Source organism: Polynucleobacter sp. AP-Reno-20A-A9 (genome assembly GCF_018882085.1).
Classification (GTDB): Bacteria; Pseudomonadota; Gammaproteobacteria; order Burkholderiales; family Burkholderiaceae; genus Polynucleobacter.
In genome coordinates this window covers 59,738-83,048 of sequence record NZ_JACVPB010000004.1, presented here as the reverse complement: position 1 = coordinate 83,048, position 23,311 = coordinate 59,738, and the positions used below count along the sequence as shown (strand labels likewise).

21 protein-coding genes and 3 tRNA genes are annotated in these 23,311 nt (G+C 45.1%); 8 read left to right on the top strand and 16 right to left on the bottom strand.

Features of this window, described 5'->3' with window-relative positions; translation table 11 throughout:
• The first annotated feature begins 19 nt into the window (after window positions 1-19).
• The 3 genes from ICN39_RS05120 (at window position 20) to ICN39_RS05110 (ending at window position 2,143) form a co-directional block, all read left to right on the top strand.
• A complete protein-coding gene (locus ICN39_RS05120; RefSeq protein WP_216232998.1) occupies window positions 20-811 on the top strand; it encodes a TatD family hydrolase in 792 nt (263 codons plus the stop codon).
• Window positions 808-1,515, top strand: coding sequence for an ankyrin repeat domain-containing protein (locus ICN39_RS05115; RefSeq protein WP_216232997.1), 708 nt, complete (start codon window positions 808-810; stop codon window positions 1,513-1,515). The genes ICN39_RS05120 and ICN39_RS05115 overlap by 4 nt, the downstream gene beginning before the upstream one ends.
• Before the next feature lie 70 nt (window positions 1,516-1,585).
• Window positions 1,586-2,143: an ion channel gene (locus tag ICN39_RS05110; protein WP_216232996.1), complete on the top strand. Its 558-nt coding sequence runs from the start codon at window positions 1,586-1,588 to the stop codon at window positions 2,141-2,143.
• Between the two features lie 2 nt (window positions 2,144-2,145).
• Here the strand turns inward: ICN39_RS05110 and ICN39_RS05105 are convergent, their stop codons facing one another.
• From ICN39_RS05105 to hyi, 5 genes are all read right to left on the bottom strand, one after another.
• Window positions 2,146-2,874 (bottom strand): DUF3108 domain-containing protein, encoded by a 729-nt coding sequence (locus ICN39_RS05105; protein WP_255532303.1) that lies wholly within the window; start codon window positions 2,872-2,874, stop codon window positions 2,146-2,148.
• 266 nt (window positions 2,875-3,140) lie between these two features.
• Window positions 3,141-3,710: an HNH endonuclease gene (locus ICN39_RS05100; protein WP_216232995.1), complete on the bottom strand. Its 570-nt coding sequence runs from the start codon at window positions 3,708-3,710 to the stop codon at window positions 3,141-3,143.
• 83 nt (window positions 3,711-3,793) lie between these two features.
• Window positions 3,794-4,378, bottom strand: coding sequence for a YqiA/YcfP family alpha/beta fold hydrolase (locus ICN39_RS05095; protein ID WP_216232994.1), 585 nt, complete (start codon window positions 4,376-4,378; stop codon window positions 3,794-3,796).
• Window positions 4,379-4,387: 9 nt separating this feature from the next.
• Complete coding sequence (gene glxR, locus ICN39_RS05090; RefSeq protein ID WP_216232993.1) at window positions 4,388-5,287, bottom strand: 2-hydroxy-3-oxopropionate reductase; 900 nt, start codon at window positions 5,285-5,287, stop codon at window positions 4,388-4,390.
• A 15-nt stretch (window positions 5,288-5,302) separates the two neighbouring features.
• Window positions 5,303-6,082 carry a hydroxypyruvate isomerase gene (hyi, locus tag ICN39_RS05085; protein WP_216232992.1) on the bottom strand — a complete coding sequence of 260 codons (780 nt, stop codon included), beginning with the start codon at window positions 6,080-6,082 and terminating at the stop codon, window positions 5,303-5,305.
• Between the two features lie 162 nt (window positions 6,083-6,244).
• On the opposite strand from hyi, the gene ICN39_RS05080 reads away from it, so the two are divergent.
• The gene (locus ICN39_RS05080) at window positions 6,245-6,850 is read left to right on the top strand and encodes a hypothetical protein (protein ID WP_216232991.1); all 606 of its coding nucleotides are present in this window, start codon (window positions 6,245-6,247) and stop codon (window positions 6,848-6,850) included.
• Window positions 6,851-6,914: 64 nt separating this feature from the next.
• Here the strand turns inward: ICN39_RS05080 and ICN39_RS05075 are convergent, their stop codons facing one another.
• Window positions 6,915-7,385 (bottom strand): DUF4118 domain-containing protein, encoded by a 471-nt coding sequence (locus ICN39_RS05075; RefSeq protein ID WP_216232990.1) that lies wholly within the window; start codon window positions 7,383-7,385, stop codon window positions 6,915-6,917.
• 59 nt (window positions 7,386-7,444) lie between these two features.
• On the opposite strand from ICN39_RS05075, the gene ICN39_RS05070 reads away from it, so the two are divergent.
• On the top strand, window positions 7,445-8,299 hold the full coding sequence (locus ICN39_RS05070; protein ID WP_216232989.1) for a carboxylesterase: 855 nt from the start codon (window positions 7,445-7,447) through the stop codon (window positions 8,297-8,299).
• A 35-nt stretch (window positions 8,300-8,334) separates the two neighbouring features.
• Here the strand turns inward: ICN39_RS05070 and ICN39_RS05065 are convergent.
• The 4 genes from ICN39_RS05065 to gltX form a co-directional block, all read right to left on the bottom strand.
• Window positions 8,335-8,411 (bottom strand) — tRNA-Asp (locus ICN39_RS05065).
• Window positions 8,412-8,464: 53 nt separating this feature from the next.
• A tRNA-Glu gene (locus ICN39_RS05060) sits at window positions 8,465-8,540 on the bottom strand.
• A gap of 31 nt (window positions 8,541-8,571) precedes the next feature.
• Window positions 8,572-8,647: transfer RNA gene (locus ICN39_RS05055), tRNA-Ala, on the bottom strand.
• 78 nt (window positions 8,648-8,725) lie between these two features.
• The gene (gene gltX / locus ICN39_RS05050; protein WP_216860980.1) at window positions 8,726-10,132 is read right to left on the bottom strand and encodes a glutamate--tRNA ligase; all 1,407 of its coding nucleotides are present in this window, start codon (window positions 10,130-10,132) and stop codon (window positions 8,726-8,728) included.
• A gap of 56 nt (window positions 10,133-10,188) precedes the next feature.
• Here gltX and ICN39_RS05045 point away from each other — a divergent pair, with 56 nt between their 5' ends.
• On the top strand, window positions 10,189-11,154 hold the full coding sequence (locus ICN39_RS05045) for an Hsp33 family molecular chaperone HslO (protein WP_216232988.1): 966 nt from the start codon (window positions 10,189-10,191) through the stop codon (window positions 11,152-11,154).
• Between the two features lie 4 nt (window positions 11,155-11,158).
• On the opposite strand, the gene ftsB is transcribed toward ICN39_RS05045, so the two are convergent.
• From ftsB to ICN39_RS05025, 4 genes are read right to left on the bottom strand one after another with little or no spacing between them, the layout of a single operon-like run.
• The gene (ftsB, locus tag ICN39_RS05040; protein ID WP_216232987.1) at window positions 11,159-11,464 is read right to left on the bottom strand and encodes a cell division protein FtsB; all 306 of its coding nucleotides are present in this window, start codon (window positions 11,462-11,464) and stop codon (window positions 11,159-11,161) included.
• 18 nt (window positions 11,465-11,482) lie between these two features.
• On the bottom strand, window positions 11,483-12,769 hold the full coding sequence (eno, locus tag ICN39_RS05035; RefSeq protein WP_216232986.1) for a phosphopyruvate hydratase: 1,287 nt from the start codon (window positions 12,767-12,769) through the stop codon (window positions 11,483-11,485).
• Between the two features lie 44 nt (window positions 12,770-12,813).
• On the bottom strand, window positions 12,814-13,674 hold the full coding sequence (gene kdsA, locus ICN39_RS05030) for a 3-deoxy-8-phosphooctulonate synthase (protein ID WP_216232985.1): 861 nt from the start codon (window positions 13,672-13,674) through the stop codon (window positions 12,814-12,816).
• Window positions 13,675-13,683: 9 nt separating this feature from the next.
• Window positions 13,684-15,345, bottom strand: coding sequence for a CTP synthase (locus ICN39_RS05025; protein WP_216232984.1), 1,662 nt, complete (start codon window positions 15,343-15,345; stop codon window positions 13,684-13,686).
• A gap of 111 nt (window positions 15,346-15,456) precedes the next feature.
• Here ICN39_RS05025 and ICN39_RS05020 point away from each other — a divergent pair, with 111 nt between their 5' ends.
• Together ICN39_RS05020 and ICN39_RS05015 are read left to right on the top strand one after the other, a co-directional pair.
• Window positions 15,457-15,645, top strand: a complete 189-nt coding sequence (locus ICN39_RS05020) for a superinfection immunity protein (RefSeq protein ID WP_216232983.1) — start codon at window positions 15,457-15,459, stop codon at window positions 15,643-15,645.
• A 176-nt stretch (window positions 15,646-15,821) separates the two neighbouring features.
• Window positions 15,822-18,407 (top strand): bifunctional aconitate hydratase 2/2-methylisocitrate dehydratase, encoded by a 2,586-nt coding sequence (locus ICN39_RS05015; RefSeq protein ID WP_216232982.1) that lies wholly within the window; start codon window positions 15,822-15,824, stop codon window positions 18,405-18,407.
• Window positions 18,408-18,492: 85 nt separating this feature from the next.
• On the opposite strand, the gene ICN39_RS05010 is transcribed toward ICN39_RS05015, so the two are convergent.
• Both ICN39_RS05010 and purL read right to left on the bottom strand, forming a co-directional pair.
• Window positions 18,493-19,266, bottom strand: coding sequence for a spermidine synthase (locus ICN39_RS05010; protein WP_255532302.1), 774 nt, complete (start codon window positions 19,264-19,266; stop codon window positions 18,493-18,495).
• Window positions 19,267-23,304, bottom strand: coding sequence for a phosphoribosylformylglycinamidine synthase (gene purL, locus ICN39_RS05005; protein WP_216232981.1), 4,038 nt, complete (start codon window positions 23,302-23,304; stop codon window positions 19,267-19,269).
• Window positions 23,305-23,311: the final 7 nt, after the last annotated feature.

The window sequence follows — 23,311 nt, the reverse complement described above, 5'->3', positions numbered from 1 at the left end:
GGGCAGTCTAAAATAAGTCATGTTTATAGACTCCCATTGCCACCTCGATTTCCCCGAATTTCAATCCCGTTTGCCTGAAGTTTTGATTAATATGCAGTCGGCAAAAGTGAGTCACGCTTTGTGCGTATCCGTCGATTTACCCGACTTTCCCAATGTATTGAAACTAGCGCAGGACTATCCCAATCTCTATGCTTCTGTCGGCGTTCACCCTGACTACGAAGATACTCCTGAGCCAACCATTGAGTTTTTGGTGGAAACGGCTCTAAAGCACTCTAAGATCATTGCCATTGGAGAAACGGGGCTTGATTACTACCGTATGGGTGATCGTACTTATGAGTCCATGGAATGGCAGCGTGAGCGCTTTAGAACGCATATCAGAGCATCGATTGCATCCAAGAAGCCACTCATCATCCACACTCGATCAGCCTCTGAAGACACTATCAAAATCCTCAAAGAGGAGGGCGCCGAACAAATTGGCGGAGTAATGCATTGTTTTACAGAATCTTACGAAGTTGCAAAGGCGGCCATGGAAATGGGCTTTTTCATCTCTTTTTCAGGGATTGTGACCTTCAAAAGTGCAAAAGAGCTCCAGGAAACTTGTAAACAAGTACCTTTAGATCGAATGCTTATAGAAACAGACTCGCCTTATTTAGCGCCGATACCATATCGCGGTAAAACAAATGAACCAGCATGGGTATCAAAAGTTGGTGAATTTGTTGCCGACCTTAAGGGTGTATCTATTGAAGATCTAGCAAAGCAAACCTCAAATAATTTTTATGAATGTTTTCAAATAGATAGGAATCACTCATGAGAATAAAAGTTAAATTAACAACACTTATTTTTGCTGTTGGAATGGGTTTCAGCTCCTTCGCCTGGGCCCAGTCAGAAGCTGAAATTACTGCTTTCACTAAAGCCGCTAAATTTAACGATGTCTCAACTGTGAGAACCTTGGTATCCAAAGGTGTTAGCCCGAATTCATTAGATGCTAAAGGTGAATTAATGCTTAATCTAGCAATTAAGGACAACTCTGAGGATGTCATTGCATTTCTGGTGGCTGATAAAGCTACCGACGTGGATATTTCCAATAAGTTTGGCGAAACACCACTGATGATTGCCTCCATTGAAGGCAATTTGCCCCTTGTAAAGATCCTAATGCAGCAAAGAAATGCGCAAATTAATCACATAGGCTGGACTCCTTTGCATTACGCATGCGCAAAAGGTCGTCTTGAGATTGCTCAATATTTAATCGCCAACGGAGCCATTGTTGACGCTCTTAGTCCTGGCAATACAACGCCATTAATGATGGCGGTTCAGTCTGGCAACGAAGCATTAGTCAAGCTATTGCTCGATAAAGGAGCTGACCTCCAGGTACGTAATTCGCAAGGATTCTCAGCCATTGATATTGCATTAATTTATGAGAAGCCATGGATTGCCGAAGGCCTAAGTTCGCGCTGGCAGAAGCTTTATAAGCAGCCTTATTTAGTACCAAAGACCCTTGGACAGCCCAAATCCTAATATACCTATTTGCGTATAATCATTATTATGTCAAACAAGATATCTTTGTTAATTCCTACTCCTTACTCCCATGTCCATCAACTTTCTTCACGATCATAAGATCCCAGTTGTAGAGCTGTTTCAGAATGCTGATCTCCCTAGCTTCTACACACTCTTTTCCGAGATCAACACGGATATGGGAAATAGCCAGATCTGGATAGTATTAATCTTGTCCTGCCTAATGCTGACTTTTCATGGTTTAGCAGTATTGATGATTGCAGGCGCATTTCATTGGCTAGATCGCAAGCTTGAAAATAAGCGTATCTATGGCGCCAATTTTCTATCGTATTTCATAGCCATTCTTTTGATTATTGCCAGTCACTTTATAGAAATCATTGCTTGGGCCTATATATGTGTGGCCCTAAAGGTATTCACAACCAACCCCCAAACCTTTTATTTCGCTGGTGAAATGTATACAACAGTTGGATACGGGGATTACACGCTATCTGAGCACTGGAGAATCTTGCCAATCATCATCTCTTTTTCTGGAATTTTTGCGGTTTCCATGTCTGGAGCGGCTTTGTACTCGATGATGGGAGCTTTATTGGGCCGAAATAATCAAAACCCAAAGTCAGGCGTTGGCTTTTAGATCTACGGCCTCACTTCTATGGGGTTCTTTTGCTTAAAAATAAGCTCTATAACCCTGCCATTTGACTCTTGAGAGCGAATGCGTCCTGGGAGCCACTCAAGGTCTTTCGCAAGCCAGATGTCTACCTGGCGCTTGTAAGGGTCATTCTCACGCTGCATTAAGGCGTAATGACGATTTACAGACTTACCAAGGCTAGGTATATCTTCTGAAGTGGCTTCACCATAACTTTTAAAACTCCACATCTCTAAAGTGTTGTAGTCAACCACTGGAATTTGCCGAATAGATCCCTCCTCATCAATTTTGCTATCTCCATTTAATAATGAAGCTAGCTGGAACATCAGGCTAAAACGATCTTGGGTTCCAGGTAGTATTTCAGGGGTGAACTCAGGTTTCTCAGAAAAGAACATCTGCCCTTGCCCGCTTTCATTGCGATCAAAGCGAGAATAACGTGGAGGTTTTGTACCCCGTTGTGACCAATATAGGATTGGGGCTATTCCATAGGAATCCACCGAACCACGAGATTCAAAAACAAATGGCCCAACGAATGCATACGGGATATTGATATAGAGACGATAGTTATTGCCATCAACGATCCAATCGATCTCCCCAGTTTGATACTTTTGACCATCCACGTAAGAGTCGTAATAAATGATTCCTGACTCTGGTAGCTTGAAAGCAATGCCGGATTGATTGGTATCTCCGTCCTGCTGACCCACTTTTAATGAATTCAAATCTTCATTAGCATTGGTTACAGCACTTTTCTTTGGGATCTTTTTTGCCGTTTTTGTGATTTGAATTTTTTTCGGGGGGTCTGCTTTTAGCTCTGTCCTGATAATCAAATCTTCTGCGATTGGTGTTGGTTCAGAAAAAGAGATAAAAGGTAGCCCAAAAAATAGAACCAGATGCCCTACGACTGATAGCAGCAAAGCTGCAAGAATGATTCTGAGGGAATGTAACTTGGGGGGATGGAAAAAATTACACCGCCCTATTCTCAGGCTCAGAGCAGACTTTCGAGAAGACGGCTATTTTTAGGAAGATTAGCCGCAAGGAAGTCCATTTGGTCTACCAAGATATTGCGGCCTTTCAGAATCATGTCTTCATAAAGGCTGGGTAAATATGGCGTGTACATCAGGGACATGCCAGCTTGTTCTGGCGTCCGATTGCCTTTGCGTTGGTTGCAAGGTCTACAAGAGATGACTAAATTCATCCAGCTGTATTTACCGCCACGACTATTGGGGATGATATGTTCTGCTTCCGCTTGATTCTCATAAATAGCATCGCCGCAATATGCACATAGTCCGCGATCACGCTTGAAGAGTTTGTGTTTTGTAATTACGGGAACTACTTCAAAGAGGTTGATCTTGGCGCTTCCCCTAACCGCAATGATGGAGTGCAGCTCAATAACAGATAGTTTGCCAGTGGCTCTTGAGATGCCACCGCGCATTTGGAAAATGGGCTCACCTAAAGTCCACAAAACACTACTATCAGCGTATTGCTTCGTGGCCTCTTCTGCGCTAACCCAGCCCTGAGGAATTCCACCTGCGTCTAATTTCAAGATGCTCAGCACAAACTTTCCTTTCTAGACAGCGCAAATGAGCGGCACTCGTTTAGATCATCTTACAGAAGATGCGAGCGGCAATCAATCCGTTATTAAGAGATGAAATTTAGGACTTTGGGCAAATGGTCTTGGTAATCTGAAATACCGTGGTCACCACCCTCAAGCACCAACTGTTCGGCACCCCGATAGAAATCAACCATTTCTTGCCAATCTAAGAGCTCATCACCTTTTGCTGCAATTAGAAAATAGCGCGACGGATTGCTAATAGATTCAACCTGCAGCGCTTTAAGCTCATCAATATATTCTGGACGGAAATCGTAAGGCTCATCGGTATCGTATGAGGTCAGCATTCCGACATGCGAGGCCAACTCTTTTGGCGCTCTAACTGCCGGATTGAGAGCTATGGCTTTGCAAGCAAACTTCTCAGCTAAATAATTGGCGTAATAGCCTCCTAAAGAAGAGCCGATGACTACCAGGTGATCATGAGTTGATGCTTCAATGCACTTCACCACCATATCCATGCTGGCCTTTGGTGAAGGTAGTAACTGAGGGCAATACCACTCAATGGGATCATCCGGGGTAGATAAGGCCTTTACCGCCTCCCCCGTCAAGACCGCTTTACTCGATCGTGGGGAGGAGCGAAAACCATGCAAATAGACTACTAAAGTTGAAGGCATTTGCTTGGCTTATGCCTTTTGACCAATTTCAAAGTTTGCAAGCCTCTCTAGTGCGCGCACCATTGCTGAGTGATCCCAAGCTTTACCGCCATGAGCCGCACATGAATTAAATAATTCCTGTGCAGTTGCTGTATTGGGCAATGAAACACCCAGAGCTCTGGCGCTATTGAGTGCAAGATTCAAATCTTTTTGATGTAATTCAATTCTGAAACCTGGATCAAAAGTACGCTTGACCATTCTTTCGCCATGGACCTCCAAGATCTTAGAGCTTGCAAAACCACCCATTAAAGCCTGACGTACTTTTGCAGGGTCAGCTCCTGCTTTAGAGGCAAATAAGAGCGCTTCTGCCACAGCCTCAATATTCAAAGCAACAATGATTTGATTGGCGACCTTAGCAGTTTGGCCGTCTCCGTTTCCACCAACGAGATTAATATTTTTGCCCATCAGCTCAAATATGGGTTTCACTTTTTCAAAGACGTTCTCGTCTCCGCCAACCATGATGGAGAGGGTCGCATTTTTTGCACCAAGCTCACCGCCCGATACAGGAGCATCAAGATAATCACAGCCCAACGCATTTACTTTTTTGGCAAACTCTTTGGTGGAGATTGGGGAAATAGAGCTCATGTCCACAACGATCTTTCCTTTGGAGAGACCAGCAGCTATTCCCTTTTCGCCAAATAGAACCTTCTCCACATCAGGGGTATCTGGAACCATAGTGAAAATAATGTCGGCTTTGCTGGCAACTTCTTGAGGTGATGCACATTGCACCGCCGATGTGGAGGCTAAGCTTTCTGGCACCTTGCTACGAGTATTGATAAATACTTCATGCCCTGCATTAATTAAATGACCTGCCATAGGCGCACCCATGATTCCTAAACCAACAAATCCTAGTTTTAATTGCTTGCTCATACTGTCTCCGTATCGTTATTTATTTAGATTTTTCATCCAACCCAATCCTGCTTCAGTATTGGATGCTGGTTTGTATTCACAGCCAATCCAGCCTTGATACCCGATGTTATCGATGAACTGAAATAGATGTGGGTAATTAATCTCACCTGTGCCCGGCTCGTTTCTGCCTGGGTTATCCGCTAATTGAATATGGGCAATTTTAGAAAGATTGGCTTCAATAGTTTGGCAGAGCTCACCCTCCATGCGCTGAGCATGATAAATGTCATATTGAATGTATAGGTTATCCGAACCTACTTCATTCAGAATATCTAAAGCCTGTTGTGTTTTAGATAAATAAAAGCCTGGAATATCGAAAGTATTAATTGGCTCTATAAGAAGCTTGATATTGGCATTTTTTAGTTCAGAAGCCGCATAACGTAAGTTTGAAATAAATGTTTTTTTCAACAACTCTGCATCTGCACCAGCAGGAATTTTTCCAGCCAAACAATTTAACTGTTTAACGTCTAGCACTTTTGCATAATCAACTGCTTTCGCAACTCCGTCATGAAATTCTGCAACGCGATCTGGCAAACAGGCTATACCGCGCTCTCCAGCATCCCAATCGCCAGCCGGCAAATTATGAAGAACTAGCTTGAGATTATGTTGTTCAAGCTTTTGCTTAATATCTTCAGGCGAGAAAGCATAGGGAAAGAGAAATTCAACGGCCTGAAATCCAGACTTCGCTGCTATTTCAAACCGCTCCATAAATGGCACCTCATTAAATAGCATGGTGAGATTGGCGGCAAACTGTGGCATTTAAATTCCTTGTATACAAAAGAAGGTAAAACAATGTGATGTCAGATCTTAACAAAAGATAACCATTAAAGCCTCGCCATTGAATATCTGACCTTATGGCCCAATTTAGCTCTAAAAATAGGCTAATATTGAATTTAGTACCTTTTATATACGAGGAAAATAATGAATACTAAATATGCTCCGATTGCCTTACTAATTGCGACCCTTTTTGTTGGATCTTCTGCGGCCCTTGCCCAATCTATGCCAGCATCAAGCACGGCCAAGCCAACAGTGATCGATGCCGCCGTAACAGATAACCGCTATCAGCTATATGAAGGTGAAGTGGTCAAGATTGACAAGAAGACTCGCACTATTACATTTAAAAACAAAGAAGGCGAATCTAAATTTGTTGCCGGTCCAGATATCACCAACTTTGCGCAGATCAAAAAGGGTGATCGAGTGAGCGTAAATTATGAACTCGCTGTGGCTATTGAATTGATTAAGACTAAAAGCGATGGCGTTCGCTCTAAAGTTGAGACCAACACGGTAACCAAATCTAAAGCTGACGAAAAGCCATCTGAGACGATTACCAATAAAACAACCATCATCGCTGATATTGTGGAAGTAAATCGCGAGAAAAAACTGGTTTCCGTTAAAGGGCCTAGTGGGAAGATCACTACTGTAACCGTTAAGAACCCTGCTCTATTGGCAGATATCAACGTGGGCGAGCAAGTTAAAGTGATTTATTTTGACGCAATGGCTGCATCTATTAGCACACCTAAGAAGTAATCTAATTACCCTGACCTTTGCATAGACGAAGGTCAGGCTTTTTTGCCCAATCATTAAGCGGCCATTACTCGTCAGAGCCCTTTATGAGAGATCTTCTCATAACACTGCGCATTTTTTGATCGCCTTCGACCATTAGCTTTAATCTGGTTTCACTCACCAAAACCGCCATTTTTGCGTTGTACTGCTCACGACGAAGTAGCTCTACTAGGGCACCAGTTAAAACGGTATAAGAGAGGTAAACGAATAAGGTAGTGACATCTCTTTGATCAACTACTGAAAGCGCGCCAAAAGGCTCCAGAAAGAAAAAAATCAACAATGGGGCGCTTAGTACCAGAGTAAGCAGAGCTGGAAAAATTCCAAAAAAATACGCAATCACAATAGTATTAATTTGGAAGAAAAATAGAGGCAAAGATCCACCCAATAGAGGGTGAAGAATGTAGCGTAAAGAAAAGGCCATCAAAACCCCAAATACAGCCACTGCATAGCCATGGCTTTTATCGCCGTACCAACGTTTTGCGTTTAAGTTATGTCTCATCTATTTTTTACCTATTTCGGTGTATCCTAACCCATCTCCTTGAATAGAAACATAATTTGATGTTAAAGCCAGTTATTTCCCAGCCCAAACACGATCTCACCATCCTGATCCCCGGTCTTAATGGGAGTGGACTTGAGCTTGGACAACTTCCTCGCTTTCTTCAAGCGGCTGGCCATGATGTCCTAATTCCAGAAATTCCAGGTTTTTTGTTTGGAAGTCCCGCAAGCAAATTTGGTAGCTGGGTACGGGAACTGCATCGAATTATCGACTCACAAAAGGAAATCTACTCTACCGTCAATTTGGCAGGAATTAGCATGGGCGCTACATTGGCAACTCTAGTAGCTACACAAAGAACGGATATATCTTCTCTAGTGCTAATGTCACCCGTCCTCAAATATGATGGCTGGTCTGTACCGTTCTATAGACCCATCCTCGATTTCTTCTATTTTTTAGGTCTGCGCAATTGGGAATACTCAGAGCGCGAGCCTTTTGGTGTCAAGAATATTGATTTACGTCGTCGCATTGGCGAGAAATTCAAAACCTCTAAGGTATCCGAGGTGGGAGCAGCCTCTATTTCAGCGCGTCATCTTCACGAGGCTAAGGGCCTGATGGCTAGCGCCAAAATTAATCTACAAAATCTTACCTGTAGATTGCTCTTAATTCAGTCGGTGGAGGACGACACATGCTCAATATGGTCAGCAGAAGAAATACTTGAGCACTGTAAGTCAGAGGTACGTCGCGTTATATGGCTAGGAAATAGTTACCACATCGTCACAATCGATAACGAGCGTGAAATTGTTCTCAATGAAGTGTTGAACTTCATCGCCCAAACCAGCGCAGTTGAACGACATCAAATTGATCCAGCAACCAGTGAAAACCGCAAAGTTCTTAAATTAAGAGCTGGCTACGAATAGAAAAAGCCCCCTGTTAAGGGGGCTTTTAATTGTCTTGGCGGAACGGACGGGACTCGAACCCGCGACCCTCGGCGTGACAGGCCGATATTCTAACCAACTGAACTACCGCTCCAAAATACATCGAGTAACGCAACATCATACATCTTTACAACTACCAGAAGAATCTGGCGTCCCCAGGGGGATTCGAACCCCCGTACTCACCGTGAAAGGGTGATGTCCTAGGCCTCTAGACGATGGGGACCTGGATACAACATACATCTATTTTAAATGCTTGGTGGAGATAAGCGGGATCGAACCGCTGACCTCTTGCATGCCATGCAAGCGCTCTCCCAGCTGAGCTATACCCCCTAAATCTCGCGATAAAACTACAAGACACTCAAAACAATCCAAGATTTTATCCTATTTTTGTTCGAGTGCGCAAGTTCTCTACTGAATAACCTTTGAGAGCCTTTTCACAGCCTCTTCCTTGCCTAAAACCACCAATACAGAATCAATGGCTGGAGTCTGTGTGGTGGCAAATAATGCGTATCTAACAGGCATTGCTAGGGCTGGCATTTTAATTTGATACTTTGCCAATATTTGCTTAAAGACGGCTGCGTACGCCTCTTTAGTAGGAGTCGAGGATGCAATGGCCTCCACCAAATCTTTTAGCGCAGGAATAACGGCTTCAGCAATATTTTCTTTAATTTGTTCAACGCTTAAATTAGGTGCCGGCAAATAAAACAGCTTTGCTCCCTCGGCAATTTCAATCAAAGTATTGGCTCTATCTTTCAATAGACTAACTACTTGAACAAAGTCTGGCCCTGTCTCAGTATCAATTCCCATCTCATGCGCAAATGGCTTAGTCGAAACTGCTAAATTGACTGGATCCGAATTCTGAATGTATTGATGGTTTAACCAAAGTAATTTTTCTGGATTATGTTGCGCTGGTGAGCGACCCAAACTTTCCAAATCGAACCAATCAACAAATTGCTCTTTAGTGAATACCTCTGCATCGCCATGAGACCAGCCGAGTCTCGCAAGATAATTTAGGATCGCTTCAGGAAGATAGCCTGCCTTTTGATAGTCCCTTACACTCATCGCACCGTTACGCTTACTCATTTTTTCACCAGCGTCATTGAGTACGGTTGGTAGATGTGCGTAAACAGGCGGTGTCCCGCCTAGAGCTTTCATGATGTTGATTTGTCTAGGGGTGTTATTGACATGGTCATCGCCTCGAATAACGTGGGTGATGTTCATATCCATGTCGTCAATCACTACGCAAAAATTATAGGTAGGCGTTCCGTCTGGTCTAGCAATAACTAGGTCATCCAATTCATCATTGCTAATTTCTATTTGACCTTTGACAGCATCATTCCAAATCACTGACCCACCAATTGGATTCTTAAAGCGAATCACCGGGCTTACGCCATCTGGTACCGGCGGCAAAGTTTTACCAGGCTCAGGCCTCCATAAGCCGTTATAGCGTGGCTTTTCTTTATTTGCCATTTGCTGGTCACGGAGTGTATTTAATTCTTCTTCACTCATGTAACACGGATAAGCCAGTCCAGAATCTAGCATTTGTTTTACTACTTCACGATATCGATCGATACGCTGCATCTGATAGATCGGACCTTCATCTAAATCTAGGCCAAGCCATGCCATTCCTTCGATGATGACATCTACCGCTTCCTGAGATGAGCGTTCAAGGTCGGTATCCTCAATGCGAAGAATGAAGTCGCCTTTATTGTGGCGCGCAAAAGCCCATGGGTACAGGGCGCTGCGAAGATTTCCCAGATGGATAAAGCCCGTGGGACTTGGGGCGAAACGTGTACGAATATGCATAAATATCATTATCTCAGGTCAGGCTTGCTGTGACTAAAAGCGAAAAAAAGTGGATACTTTGAACTATGAATGAATTACTAGTCTTTATGTGTGATGGCGCCCCAGTTCGCGGGGAAATTGTGTCAATTGGGAGCGCCTGGCAGGCCGTTCTAGAGCGTCGTAATGACCCCCCTGCCGTACGCCGGATTCTGGGCGACTTTGTAGGCGCAGCCACCCTTTTAAGCGCCAGTCTCAAGTTTGATGGGACTCTTATTATTCAAGCGCAAAGTAAAGGCCCCATACAACTCCTAGTAGTTGAATGTAAGTCTGATTTATCCATGCGTGCCACGGTCAAGCTTTCAGTCGAGCCTTCTGAAATAAGGCCCGATGCAAGCTTAGCCGATCTGCTGGATGCAAGTGGAAGCGGAAGATTAGTTATCACCTTAGATCCAGCCGACCGCGAACCGGGACAGGCGCCCTACCAAGGCATCGTAGCGCTTCAAGATCATCAAGGGGCTGTCATTAAGCCAGTAACTAGCGCTGCAGAGGCTATAGCCCTTTATATGCAAAATTCCGAACAATTGGATACACGCATTTGGCTCGCCTCAAGCGATACGCAAGTTGGTGGTTTATTGTTACAGCGCTTGCCAAATTCAGGCGGTCATGCACATTTAGATCCCCAGATTGCTGCTGAAGGCTGGTCTCGTATTCAAACACTTGGCGAAACGATCACTGATGAAGAGTTACTGACGCTTCCACCAGAGACCATCATGAGACGTTTATTTTTGGAAGAGTCCACCGAGAATGGTGTCCGCAGCTTTCCTGCTCGACCTATCCGTTTTGCTTGTCGATGCTCGCGGACTAAAGTTGCCGATATATTACGCATGTTAGGCGAGGAAGAGGTTCAAAGCATACTTGCAGAGCAAGGCGCCGTAGAGACTATTTGTGATTTCTGCGCAAAGCCTTATCGCTTTGATGCAGTCGATTGTCTGCAGGTATTCAAGACAGATTTATTGAGTGATGCTACAAGACCACCATCTAGTGGTCATTAAAACTCTACTGTTTTATGGTTTGAGGGCTGGATGCTTTATCCACCGGTAGGATTTGCACAAAAAATTCGCCCTCTTTAATTAGGCCATGTTCGACACGGGCGCGTTCTTCAATTGCTCGAGTGCCGTCCTTCAGGTCTTTGACATCGCCAGATAGCTTGGCATTACGAAGGGCCAAGAGGCTATTTTTAGCCTCTTGAAGCTCTACTTGTCGCTCCATCTCATAAACCTTAAGCCATCCACCCTTACCCAGCCAAAGCGGATACTGGATTGCAATGAGCAAAACCAGCATAGAGTAGATGACGATCCGCATAAGCTATTGAATACTTAACTAGCGCTTGAGATTGTAGAAAACTGACTTACCTGGATAAGTTGCCACATCGCCTAGATCCTCTTCAATGCGTAAGAGTTGATTGTATTTAGCAATGCGATCCGAGCGAGATAGGGAGCCTGTCTTAATTTGACCCGCGTTGGTACCAACGGCAATATCTGCAATGGTGCTATCTTCAGTCTCGCCAGAGCGATGTGAAATCACTGCAGTGTAGTTTGCGCGCTTAGCCATCTCGATTGCAGCAAACGTTTCTGTCAGAGTGCCAATTTGATTAATCTTAATTAAAATAGAATTAGCAATACCTTTATCAATACCTTCTTGGAGAATGCGGGTGTTCGTAACGAACAAGTCATCACCTACTAGCTGAATCTTCTTACCAAGCTTTCTAGTGATATCAGCCCAACCATCCCAGTCACCTTCATGCATGCCATCTTCAATCGAAACGATTGGGAATTGGTCTGCCAAGTTACCAAGGTAGTCAGAGAACTCACTTGAGCTTAATTGGAGACCTTCGCCTGACAAATGGTATTTGCCATCTTTGTAGAATTCACTAGCAGCGCAATCTAGAGCCAATAGAACATCTTCACCTGCCTGGTAGCCTGCTCCTTCAATCGCTTTCATGATGGTCTGCAAGCACTCGTGGTTACTCTTAAAGTTTGGCGCAAATCCACCTTCATCACCAACAGTAGTTGGCATACCTTGAGCACCTAAGATCTTTTTCAATTCATGGAAAATTTCAGCACCACAACGCAGTGCGTCACGGAAGTTCTCTGCGCCAACTGGCATCACCATGAATTCCTGAATATCCAAACTGTTGTTGGCGTGAGCCCCACCATTCACAATATTCATCATCGGTACTGGCAATTGCATACCGCCAGAGCCACCAAAATAACGATATAAAGGCAGGCCCGCTTCTTCAGCTGCCGCTCTAGCAACAGCCATCGATACGGCAAGCGTTGCATTTGCGCCTAAGCGTGCTTTGTTGTGTGTACCATCTAATTCGATCAGCGTGCGATCAAGAAAGGCTTGTTCACTTGCATCCAGTCCAAGAATGGATTCTGCAATCTCAATATTGATGTTTTGAACTGCCTTGAGCACGCCCTTACCTAAGTAACGCGTCTTATCTCCATCACGCAACTCAATTGCCTCACGGGACCCTGTGGAGGCTCCTGAAGGAACGGCCGCACGACCCATAACACCTGACTCAAGCAAAACATCGCACTCAACTGTTGGGTTGCCGCGTGAATCCAGAACTTCTCTACCGATGATGTCAACAATGGCGCTCATGCACCTTCTCCTTAAAACAATATGAAATGGGTTTTAATAACTTACTAAAAGCTGTCTTCTAAAAAACTTCCCGTTGATTTAACAACGCTGTCGATAGCTGCCAAAGACTCAAGCAACTCTTTCATGCGGTCTAAGGGAACGGCATTGGGACCATCGGATAGCGCTTTTGCGGGGTCAGGATGGGTTTCCATAAATAAGCCGCTAATTCCAACTGCTACAGCAGCACGAGCCAAAACGGGAACAAATTCACGCTGGCCACCGCTAGAGCTACCTTGCCCACCAGGCAATTGAACCGAATGAGTAGCATCAAAAACTACCGGAGCATTGGATTCGCGCAGAATTGCCAAGCTACGCATATCTGAAACTAGATTGTTATAACCAAAGGAGGCTCCGCGCTCACAAACCATAAATTGGTCTGGTAGATTTTTTTCAGCAGCAGCTACTCGCGCTTTCTCAATCACATTGAGCATCTCGTGCGGCGAAAGGAATTGACCCTTCTTAAAATTGACTGGCTTGCCACTTTGGGCGCAAGCGCGAATGAAGTCGGTTTGTCTACATAAAAATGCTGGGGTCTGCAAAACATCTACAACGCTAGCTACGGGAGCGATTTCGCTGATGTCATGAACATCTGTAAGCACTGGAACATCAACTTGCTTTTTCACTTTGGCCAAAATCTCTAAGCCCTTTTCCATGCCTAGACCACGGAAAGAGGTTCCTGATGAGCGATTGGCTTTATCAAAAGAAGACTTGTAAATAAATGGAATCTTTAGAGCGGAAGTAATTTCCTTCATCTGACCCGCGATATCTATGGCAGATTGCTCTGATTCAATAACACATGGACCCGCAATTAAAAAGAAGCGATGGTCTAGACCAACGTCAAAGCCACACAACTTAAATGCGCTCATATTCTTCCTTTATGCAGCTTGCTTTTCAGCAGCTTTTTGATGCTCAAGTGCAGCGCTAATAAATGCCGAGAACAATGGATGACCATCCCGTGGAGTTGAAGTAAATTCAGGGTGAAACTGCACTCCAAAGAACCACGGATGAATAGATGCAGGTAATTCCATCATCTCAGGCAACTCTTCGTTAGGGGTTCTTGCTGAAATAATCAAACCAGATTGCTCAAGCTGAGGCACGTAGGTGTTGTTTACTTCATAACGGTGACGATGACGCTCATTCACCTCGGAGCCGTAAATTCGATGCGCTAAGGTACCCGCCTTGACTGGACAGCGTTGCGAACCAAGACGCATGGTGCCGCCTAAATCAGAATCGTTAGTGCGCTTTTCTACTTTACCTTCTCTATCCAACCACTCAGTTATCAAAGCAACAACAGGCTGCTCTGTCTGAGGATCGAATTCGGTACTATTCGCCTTCGTGAGATTGGCCACATGACGTGCAAATTCAATCACGGCTAATTGCATACCTAAACAAATGCCTAAATAAGGAACATTGTTTTCACGAGCATAGCGAATGGCGGCAATCTTGCCTTCTGTGCCACGCTTACCAAAGCCCCCTGGGACCAAAATAGCATCTAAGTTGTGCAAGCAATCGATGCCATCTTTTTCAATGACTTCGGAATCGATGTAATTAATATTTACGCGAGTATGTGTATGAATGCCAGCGTGACGCAAGGCTTCAATGAGAGATTTGTATGACTCAGTGAGTTCCACATATTTGCCGACCATTCCTATGGTGACTTCATGTTGTGGATTTGCCATTTCATAAACTAGATTAGCCCACACGGAAAGATCTGCGGGCTTAGCTTTGAGATCTAGCTCTCGGCAAATTAAATCGTCCATGCCCTGAGCTTGGAGCATCTCAGGTATCTTGTAAATCGTATCTACATCCCAAACTGAAATTACCGCTTCTTCACGAACGTTTGAGAAGAGAGAAATCTTTGCGCGCTCATCCTCTGGAATAGGTCTGTCAGCGCGGCAGAGCAACACAGTCGGCATGATACCAATCTCACGAAGCTTCTGGACTGAGTGTTGCGTTGGCTTAGTTTTTAACTCGCCGGCACTGTGGATATAGGGCACAAGCGTCAGGTGAACAAAAGCACAATCATGCAAAGGCAGGCGCAAGCTCATCTGTCTTGCGGCCTCCAAGAACGGAAGAGATTCGATATCACCAACCGTGCCGCCGATTTCGCAAATAGCAACATCCGCTTTGCCATCATGGCTGGCTTTAGCGCCGCGCTCTACAAAAGCTTGAATTTCATTTGTAATGTGGGGAATAACTTGAACTGTTTTTCCCAAGTATTCGCCGCGACGCTCTTTGCTGATGACTGACTCATAAATCTGGCCAGTGGTGAAGTTATTGCTTTTGCGCATCTTTGCAGACACGAAGCGCTCATAGTGACCCAAGTCCAAGTCGGTCTCGGCACCATCTTCGGTTACAAAAACCTCTCCGTGCTGGAGCGGACTCATGGTGCCCGGGTCCACGTTGATATAGGGGTCTAATTTTAGGAGGGTGACTTTCAAGCCGCGGGATTCAAGAATCGCGGCAAGCGAGGCAGCTGCGATTCCTTTCCCTAAAGAAGAAACCACACCACCAGTGACAAAAACGTATTTGGTCATCGCTTAAGCTCTGTTGGAAAAAGTAATTATAACGATAGCGATAGGGGGTGGGGAAATTTCAATATCGTTAATATAGGATCTCACCTACCTCTATCTATTCATTTATTACCTATGCGCCTTTTATTTGCGGTATTAGTCTCCATTCTCTCCCTCTTTTATTTCCTCCCTTTTGCCATTGCTTTCCACAAAAAAAGGGCAAATACAGGGGCTATTTTTGCCTTAAACCTGTTTTTAGGATGGTCCTTGATTGGTTGGGTTGTTGCCTTGGTTTGGGCTCTCAAAGAAGAGCAAGTTATCTAGCAAGCCTACTTCTCAAGTCCATAAGCTCAAATAAAGCCCTAATTTTGTCAAAATTGCCACTTTTTTAGGGTTTAAACTCTTATATAAGACTTGATTTAACAACTATAATTTGGCAAAACGGGAGAGAATTCCCTTTTGGCCTTTCTATTGATCACTTTTACCTCATGGGAAACATAATGTTAGAAGCCTATAACGCCCTCGTCGCTGAACGCGCAGCTCTCGGTATTCCAGCCCTGCCATTAACCAAGGATCAAACATCCGAATTGGTAAAGTTGCTGAAAAACCCACCTGCTGGCAAAGAAGCCCAGTTAGTTGAATTAATTACCAACCGTGTGCCTGCTGGTGTGGATGACGCAGCCAAAGTAAAAGCTGAGTTTTTAGATGCCGTTGCCAAAGGGACAGAAAAATCTCCATTAATTTCCCGCGTACGTGCTACTGAATTATTGGGCACGATGCTTGGTGGTTACAACATCAAACCATTGGTAGAACTTTTATCTGACGCCGAGTGCGGTGTTGCTGCTGCAGAAGCGCTTAAGAAAACACTCTTGATGTTTGATTATTTCAATGACGTTCAAGAGCTTGCCGAAAAAGGTAATGCAAATGCCAAGGCTGTAATGCAAAGCTGGGCAAATGCGGACTGGTTTACTAGCCGCCCTGCAGTTCCAGAAAGCATGAAGCTTACTGTTTTTAAGGTAACCGGCGAAACCAATACCGATGATCTCTCGCCCGCCCCTGACGCATGGAGCCGCCCCGATATTCCATTGCATGCAACGATCATGCTCAAGAATCCCCGTCCTGGCATTGAGCCAGACGAGACTGGTGTTCGCGGTCCTATGAAGCAAATCGCCGCCCTCCAGAAAAAAGGCAATCAAATTGCTTACGTTGGAGACGTTGTTGGTACAGGCTCTTCACGTAAATCCGCAACAAACTCTGTTCTCTGGTGGACAGGTCAAGATATTCCGTTCGTACCAAATAAGCGTTTTGGTGGTGTATGTTTGGGCACTAATATCGCCCCAATCTTCTTCAACACAATGGAAGATTCAGGAGCATTGCCAATTGAATTAGATGTTTCCCAAATGAATATGGGTGATGAGATTGAACTTCGCCCATATGAAGGAAAAGTATTTAAAAATGGTAAGGAAATCACCAGCTTTACATTGAAATCGCCAGTGATTTTGGATGAAGTACGCGCTGGCGGACGAATTCCTTTGATCGTTGGTCGTGGCTTGACTGCTAAAGCACGCGCCGCTCTCAGCTTGCCTGCTTCCACTGAATTCCGTTTACCAGTGAATCCAGTTGACAACAAGAAGGGCTTTAGCTTGGCGCAAAAGATGGTTGGTCGTGCGTGTGGATTGCCAGAAGGCCAAGGCGTTCGCCCTGGTACATACTGCGAACCACACATGACTACTGTTGGCTCGCAAGACACAACTGGTCCAATGACACGCGATGAATTGAAAGACTTGGCTTGCCTTGGCTTCTCTTCTGATCTCGTAATGCAGTCGTTCTGCCATACCTCAGCTTATCCAAAGCCAGTAGATATTCGCACTCAACATGAGTTACCACCATTCATGACCAATCGCGGTGGTGTTGCCTTACGTCCGGGTGATGGTGTGATCCACAGCTGGTTGAATCGCTTGCTACTTCCCGATACCTGCGGAACTGGTGGCGATAGCCATACTCGTTTCCCAATTGGCATCTCTTTCCCTGCTGGTTCAGGATTAGTTGCTTTCGCGGCTGCCACAGGTGTGATGCCATTAGATATGCCTGAGTCCGTTTTGGTGCGATTTAAAGGCAAAATGCAGCCTGGTATCACTTTGCGTGATCTAGTGAATGCAATTCCTTTGTATGCAATCAAAAAGGGTTTGCTGACTGTTGAGAAACAAGGCAAGAAGAATATTTTCTCTGGCCGCATTCTAGAAATTGAAGGACTGCCTGATCTGAAAGTTGAGCAAGCATTTGAGTTATCCGATGCTTCTGCCGAACGCTCTGCTGGCGGCTGTACAGTTCACTTGAACAAAGAGCCGATCATTGAATACATGACATCAAACATCACCTTGATGAAATGGATGATTGCGAACGGCTATGAAGATAAGCGCACTCTTGGTCGCCGTATCAAGGCTATGGAAGCTTGGATTGCTAACCCTCAACTTCTCAAGGCTGATGCGGATGCTGACTATGCAGAGATTATCGAAATCAATATCGATGAAATCAAAGAGCCTATCCTTGCCTGCCCTAACGATCCAGATGATGTGAAAGTATTGTCTGAAGTAGCTGGCGATAAGATTGATGAAGTGTTTATTGGCTCATGCATGACCAATATTGGCCACTTCCGCGCAGCTGGTCAGGTGTTACAAGGCAAAAAAGATATGCCGACCCGTTTATGGGTAGCGCCACCAACCAAGATGGATGCGATGGTTTTGATGGAAGAAGGCTACTACGGTATGTTGGGTGCAGCTGGTGCTCGCATGGAAAGTCCGGGCTGCTCGCTTTGTATGGGCAACCAAGCGCAGATCCGCAAGGGTTCAACAGCCGTATCCACCTCTACTCGCAACTTCCCTAACCGTCTAGGTATCGATACTCGCGTGTATTTAGCTTCTGCAGAATTAGCATCTGTTGCCGCCCTCTTGGGTCGCCTACCTACTCCTGCAGAGTATTTAGAGCAAGTGAAGGCGCTCGATGCTAAAGCAGGTGATGTTTATAAATACATGAGTTTTGACAAGTTGAAGTCATTTAGCGACGTTGCGGATACAGTGACCGTGTAACGAGTAATATCCACATCCTAGCAATAGGTTGGAAACAAAAAAGGCGATCACACGATCGCCTTTTTCTTTTTTTATCTGCAAAGTTTTAAATAGAGAGCTTGTTTTCTTGTCGGGCATTCTCACGACTAATACCAGATACCCACTTGTTTGTAGGAAGACCTGTTTTTTCAAGAATCAGTTTTGCCCGCTTTGAAACATCCTTCCACTCCGCCTCAAGCTTGGGTCCTTTAAATGCTATCGCCACAACATTGCAATCATGAGATTCAGGAAATAAGAGCACTCTGTTGTCAAAAGCTTCACAGATATTCTTCAGATTCAGATCAAAGCTTTTGTGCCTGGAAAATAAATTCACCGTCATTACACCGGGGCCTTTGAGAATCTCGAAGCAGCCATTATAAAAATCCAAAGAGCTTGCTGCAGGGCCATCGCAGATCGCATCATATAAATCAACCTGAACAGCATCAAACTGCTGTTGATACTTTTTGTTTTTCACAAATAGCTTTGCGTCAGTTTGCAGTGTTTCTAAGCGTCGATCATCATCAGGGGTGAAAAACATAGATCTCGCAGAAACAATTACGGCAGGATTTAACTCCACAACAGTAGTTTTAACGGCCGGACAATGTTGGTGTTGAAACTTAGCTAATGCTCCCGTTCCCAGTCCAAGTTGCGCAATCTGCATACCAGGCTTTGTTTCCAGAAATAGTAGCCAAGCCATCATTTGCTGGTTGTACTCAAGGTAAATTTCTTCAGGATCACGCAAGCGCATTGCTCCTTGAATAGATTCAGTTCCAAAATGAAGGTAGCGCACCCCACCACTTTCTGAAAAAGTGACCGGCTCCATTAATTGCGTAGATGACATTTAATTCGCCCAACGACGGGCGTTGCGGAATAAGCGTAGCCAAGGGCTAGCACCATCTGGGCTATCCAACCATTCAGGCGGGCACCAACTCATCTGTACAGCCCTAAATACCCGCTCTGGATGGGGCATCATGACCATAAAGCGGCCATCAAGTGTAGTGACACCAGTTAAGCCATTAGGCGATCCGTTTGGATTCATTGGATAGGTTTCTGTTGGGTTACCTTGATGATCTACAAAGCGGAATGAGGCCAAGCTCTGCTTGTGAATCTGCTCTAAGCTTCCTTGCTGACTGAAATTAGCAAATCCTTCACCGTGAGCGATGGCAATGGGTATCTGACTACCCTCCATGCCCTGGGTAAATATCGAAGGTGAAGCCAATACTTCAGCCATCACTAGGCGCGCTTCATATTGCTCTGATTGATTGCGTGTAAATTTAGGCCATGCCTCCGCACCCGGAATAATTCCGGAGAGGTTACTCATCATTTGGCAGCCGTTACAAACGCCTAAGGCAAAACTGTCTTGACGGTTGAAGAACGTAGAAAATTGTTCTCTTAGCTGCTGGTTAAACAGAATGGTTTTGGCCCAACCCTCGCCAGCACCTAATACATCGCCATAACTAAATCCGCCGCAGGCAATGAGGCCTCTAAAGTCGTCTAATTTTGCTTTACCGGTAAGCAAATCAGACATGTGAACGTCATAACTATCAAATCCAGCCAAATTTACTGAATATGCCATTTCTACATGAGAGTTCACACCCTGCTCACGCAAAATGGCAACTTTAGGACGTGCATTTTTCGCAATAAATGGAGCGGCAATATCTTCTGAGGCGTCAAATGTGATTTTAGGGCTCATGCCAGTATCGGCAATATTGTCTAAGAGCGAAAATTCACTATCGGCACAGGCAGGATTATCACGTAGACGAGCAATTTGATAGCTAGTGTTAGTCCAAATCTTTTGCAGCACTTCGCGCGGCTCAGCAAAAATATTTTTAGCATCGCGCCAAACTTCAATGCGACCGTTGGTATTAGGCTTGCCAATCACATGACTATGTGCGCTTAAGCCTAATTTTCTCAACACTGCAAATACACCATCACGATCTTCTTTGCGAACCTGTATTACTGCGCCTAACTCTTCATTGAATAAAGCCCGCATGGTTTGCTCATGGCGACGACCAGAAACCTGTTGAGCCCAATTCTTAGCATCACCATAATCAGGCTCTTGCCCAGCGTCCATGGCAATCATATCGACGTTAAGCGAAATGCCGCAATGCGATGCAAATGCCATTTCAGCAACGCAGGCAAGCAAGCCACCATCGGAGCGATCGTGATAAGCCAAAAGCTTGTTCTCTTTACGCAACTCAATAATGGCGGCAGCCAAAGACTTCAAATCTTCTGGGTGATCGACATCAGGCGCCAATTTTCCGGACTGATCAAGCACTTGAGCCAAGATACTTCCGGCCATACGATTCTTGCCACGCCCTAAATCGATCAAGATCAGTTCAGTCTCTTGTGGAGATCCGTCCTTGCTCTTCAATTGAAGCAGTGGTGTCAATGTTTTACGGGCATCTAGCACAGATGCAAAAGCAGAAATAATTAAAGAAACTGGCGCAACTACTTTCTTAGCTTCATCACCATCTTGCCATGCGGTAGACATAGATAGGGAATCCTTGCCAACTGGAATCGATATTCCAAGCGCAGGGCACAGCTCCATGCCAATCGCTTTAACGGAGTCATAGAGTTTCGCGTCTTCACCAGGCGCTCCACATGCAGCCATCCAGTTTGCAGAAAGTTTTACGCTTTCGAGGCTGATAATATCTGCTGCCAAAAGATTGGTAATCGCCTCACCTACCGCCATTCGTGCAGCAGCTGGAGCATCTATAACAGCCAATGGGGTTCTTTCGCCCATAGCCATTGCTTCACCACGATAACCCTTGTAATCCATCAGAGTAACGGCACAATCCGCCACAGGAACTTGCCATGGGCCAACAAACTGGTCCCTAGCATTGAGTCCGCCAACGGTTCGATCCCCAATCGTAATTAAGAATGATTTACTTGCTACGGTAGGTTGTTGCAGTACCCAGGCAATTGATTGCGCTAGATCAGCATCCGTTACATCTAATTCTTTGAACTCTTGAGATATGCGCTCAACATTACGATGCATCTTAGGAGGCTTTCCAAGCAAAACCTCCATCGGCATATCAATTGGAAGTGCTGCATCAGCAGATGATGGCTGCTTAGAATCGCTTAATTTCAGCTGACGTTCCGCAGTTGCTTCACCAACTACCGCAAAAGGACAACGCTCACGCTCACAAAATGATTTAAATAGGTCTAAATCTTTTGCATCGATAGCACAAACATAACGCTCCTGGGATTCGTTACACCAAATTTCTGCAGGACTCATACCGCTCTCCTCAAGCGGGACGCTACGGAGTTTGAATGCAGCTCCTAATCCAGCACCATCCGCAAGCTCGGGGAATGCATTCGATATACCACCTGCACCCACATCATGAATAGAGACAATTGGATTGCGTTCACCAAGAGCACAGCAGGCATTGATGACTTCTTGTGCGCGACGCTCCATTTCTGGATTGCCACGTTGTACAGAATCAAAATCAAGATCAGCAGTATTTGTTCCGGTTGCAACTGAGCTACCTGTAGCACCTCCCATGCCAATTCGCATACCTGGACCGCCAAGCTGAATTAACAGGTGCCCTGCTTGAATTGCTTTTTTCTTGGTATGGATTGCGTCAATACTTCCAATACCACCAGCAATCATGATTGGCTTGTGATAACCGCGACGTGTGCCATCTAATGTTTGCTCAAAGACCCTGAAGTAACCACCCAAAATTGGACGGCCAAATTCATTATTAAATGCGGCACCACCTAGCGGGCCATCAATCATGATTTGTAAAGGTGTTGCTATGCGCTCAGGCTTACCGTATTTCAGACTCTCCCAAGGGAGATCTGTGCCTGGAATATTCAAATTGGAAACCGAGAATCCGGTAAGGCCAGCTTTAGGGCGTCCACCAATGCCCGTTGCGCCCTCATCACGAATTTCGCCACCCGCACCCGTAGATGCCCCGGGGAAAGGAGCAATAGCAGTTGGGTGGTTATGGGTTTCCACCTTCATGAGAGTGTGAACTAAGCGCGTATCTTTTTCGTAGTGTTGATCTTTACCTTGAGGAGCCCAGGCTTCTGCTTCACATCCAACCATGACCGCAGAGTTATCGGAGTACGCAACAATCGTTCCCTCTGGTTGCAATTGGTGGGTATTGCGGATCATGGCGAACAAAGAGCGCTCTTGATCATCACCATCAATTGTCCAGCTGGAATTAAATATCTTATGGCGACAGTGCTCACTGTTTGCTTGAGCAAACATAATCAGCTCAACGTCAGATGGGTTGCGCTCAAGTTTAATAAAGTTTTCAACAAGATAAGCCACTTCATCATCAGATAAAGCAAGGCCCAATTCTTGATTAGCTTTATCGAGGGCGGCCCTACCTTGGGTCATCACCGGTATACGCGTTAAGGGCTTATCTTCGAGCGATTGGTATAAGGCATTAGCTGCATCAGTTGAATCAATTACTACTTCGGTCATTCTGTCGTGAACCGCAGCGAGCACTAATTGTTTTTGCTCTGGAGTCAGCGCTTTTTTACTCTGCCATGAAAACTGTATGCCACGCTCAAGACGCAGTACATCCAATCCGCATTGACGAGCAATATCAGTAGCTTTACTAGCCCAGGGAGAAAGCGTTCCAAATCTAGGGATAACAATGGCGCCTTGATTCTCGGCATTGCCCTTTCCAAACCAAGACTTTCCTGAATCTATTTGAGAATGAAATGGCTGGCCATAGGTCAACAAACTAGCCATGACATCATGGTTTTTGGCGTTTAGTTCAGCCTCTGACCAAATGAAATGAAGGTATTGAGCCTCAATGGATTCGAGATCAACCCCTTGAGCAGCCAAAGTGGCTAAAAGACGCTGTTGGCGGAAGGGGGACAGCGCATCAGCGCCGGGTAAAAAGTGGAAACAAGACATGCCTAGA

Bases quoted from the DNA above. Each gene is read 5' to 3' on its own strand.
- ICN39_RS05120 (WP_216232998.1), top strand. From the start codon at position 20: ATGTTTATAGACTCCCATTGCCACCTCGATTTCCCCGAATTTCAATCC.
- eno (WP_216232986.1), bottom strand. From the start codon at position 12,769: ATGAGCGCCATTGTTGACATCATCGGTAGAGAAGTTCTGGATTCACGC.
- ICN39_RS05070 (WP_216232989.1), top strand. From the start codon at position 7,445: ATGTTAAAGCCAGTTATTTCCCAGCCCAAACACGATCTCACCATCCTG.
- ICN39_RS05045 (WP_216232988.1), top strand. From the start codon at position 10,189: ATGAATGAATTACTAGTCTTTATGTGTGATGGCGCCCCAGTTCGCGGG.
- ICN39_RS05015 (WP_216232982.1), top strand. From the start codon at position 15,822: ATGTTAGAAGCCTATAACGCCCTCGTCGCTGAACGCGCAGCTCTCGGT.
- ICN39_RS05010 (WP_255532302.1), bottom strand. From the start codon at position 19,266: ATGTCATCTACGCAATTAATGGAGCCGGTCACTTTTTCAGAAAGTGGT.
- purL (WP_216232981.1), bottom strand. From the start codon at position 23,304: ATGTCTTGTTTCCACTTTTTACCCGGCGCTGATGCGCTGTCCCCCTTC.
- ftsB (WP_216232987.1), bottom strand. From the start codon at position 11,464: ATGCGGATCGTCATCTACTCTATGCTGGTTTTGCTCATTGCAATCCAG.
- kdsA (WP_216232985.1), bottom strand. From the start codon at position 13,674: ATGAGCGCATTTAAGTTGTGTGGCTTTGACGTTGGTCTAGACCATCGC.
- ICN39_RS05110 (WP_216232996.1), top strand. From the start codon at position 1,586: ATGTCCATCAACTTTCTTCACGATCATAAGATCCCAGTTGTAGAGCTG.
- ICN39_RS05075 (WP_216232990.1), bottom strand. From the start codon at position 7,385: ATGAGACATAACTTAAACGCAAAACGTTGGTACGGCGATAAAAGCCAT.
- hyi (WP_216232992.1), bottom strand. From the start codon at position 6,082: ATGCCACAGTTTGCCGCCAATCTCACCATGCTATTTAATGAGGTGCCA.
- ICN39_RS05115 (WP_216232997.1), top strand. From the start codon at position 808: ATGAGAATAAAAGTTAAATTAACAACACTTATTTTTGCTGTTGGAATG.
- ICN39_RS05080 (WP_216232991.1), top strand. From the start codon at position 6,245: ATGAATACTAAATATGCTCCGATTGCCTTACTAATTGCGACCCTTTTT.
- glxR (WP_216232993.1), bottom strand. From the start codon at position 5,287: ATGAGCAAGCAATTAAAACTAGGATTTGTTGGTTTAGGAATCATGGGT.
- gltX (WP_216860980.1), bottom strand. From the start codon at position 10,132: ATGATATTTATGCATATTCGTACACGTTTCGCCCCAAGTCCCACGGGC.
- ICN39_RS05095 (WP_216232994.1), bottom strand. From the start codon at position 4,378: ATGCCTTCAACTTTAGTAGTCTATTTGCATGGTTTTCGCTCCTCCCCA.
- ICN39_RS05020 (WP_216232983.1), top strand. From the start codon at position 15,457: ATGCGCCTTTTATTTGCGGTATTAGTCTCCATTCTCTCCCTCTTTTAT.
- ICN39_RS05025 (WP_216232984.1), bottom strand. From the start codon at position 15,345: ATGACCAAATACGTTTTTGTCACTGGTGGTGTGGTTTCTTCTTTAGGG.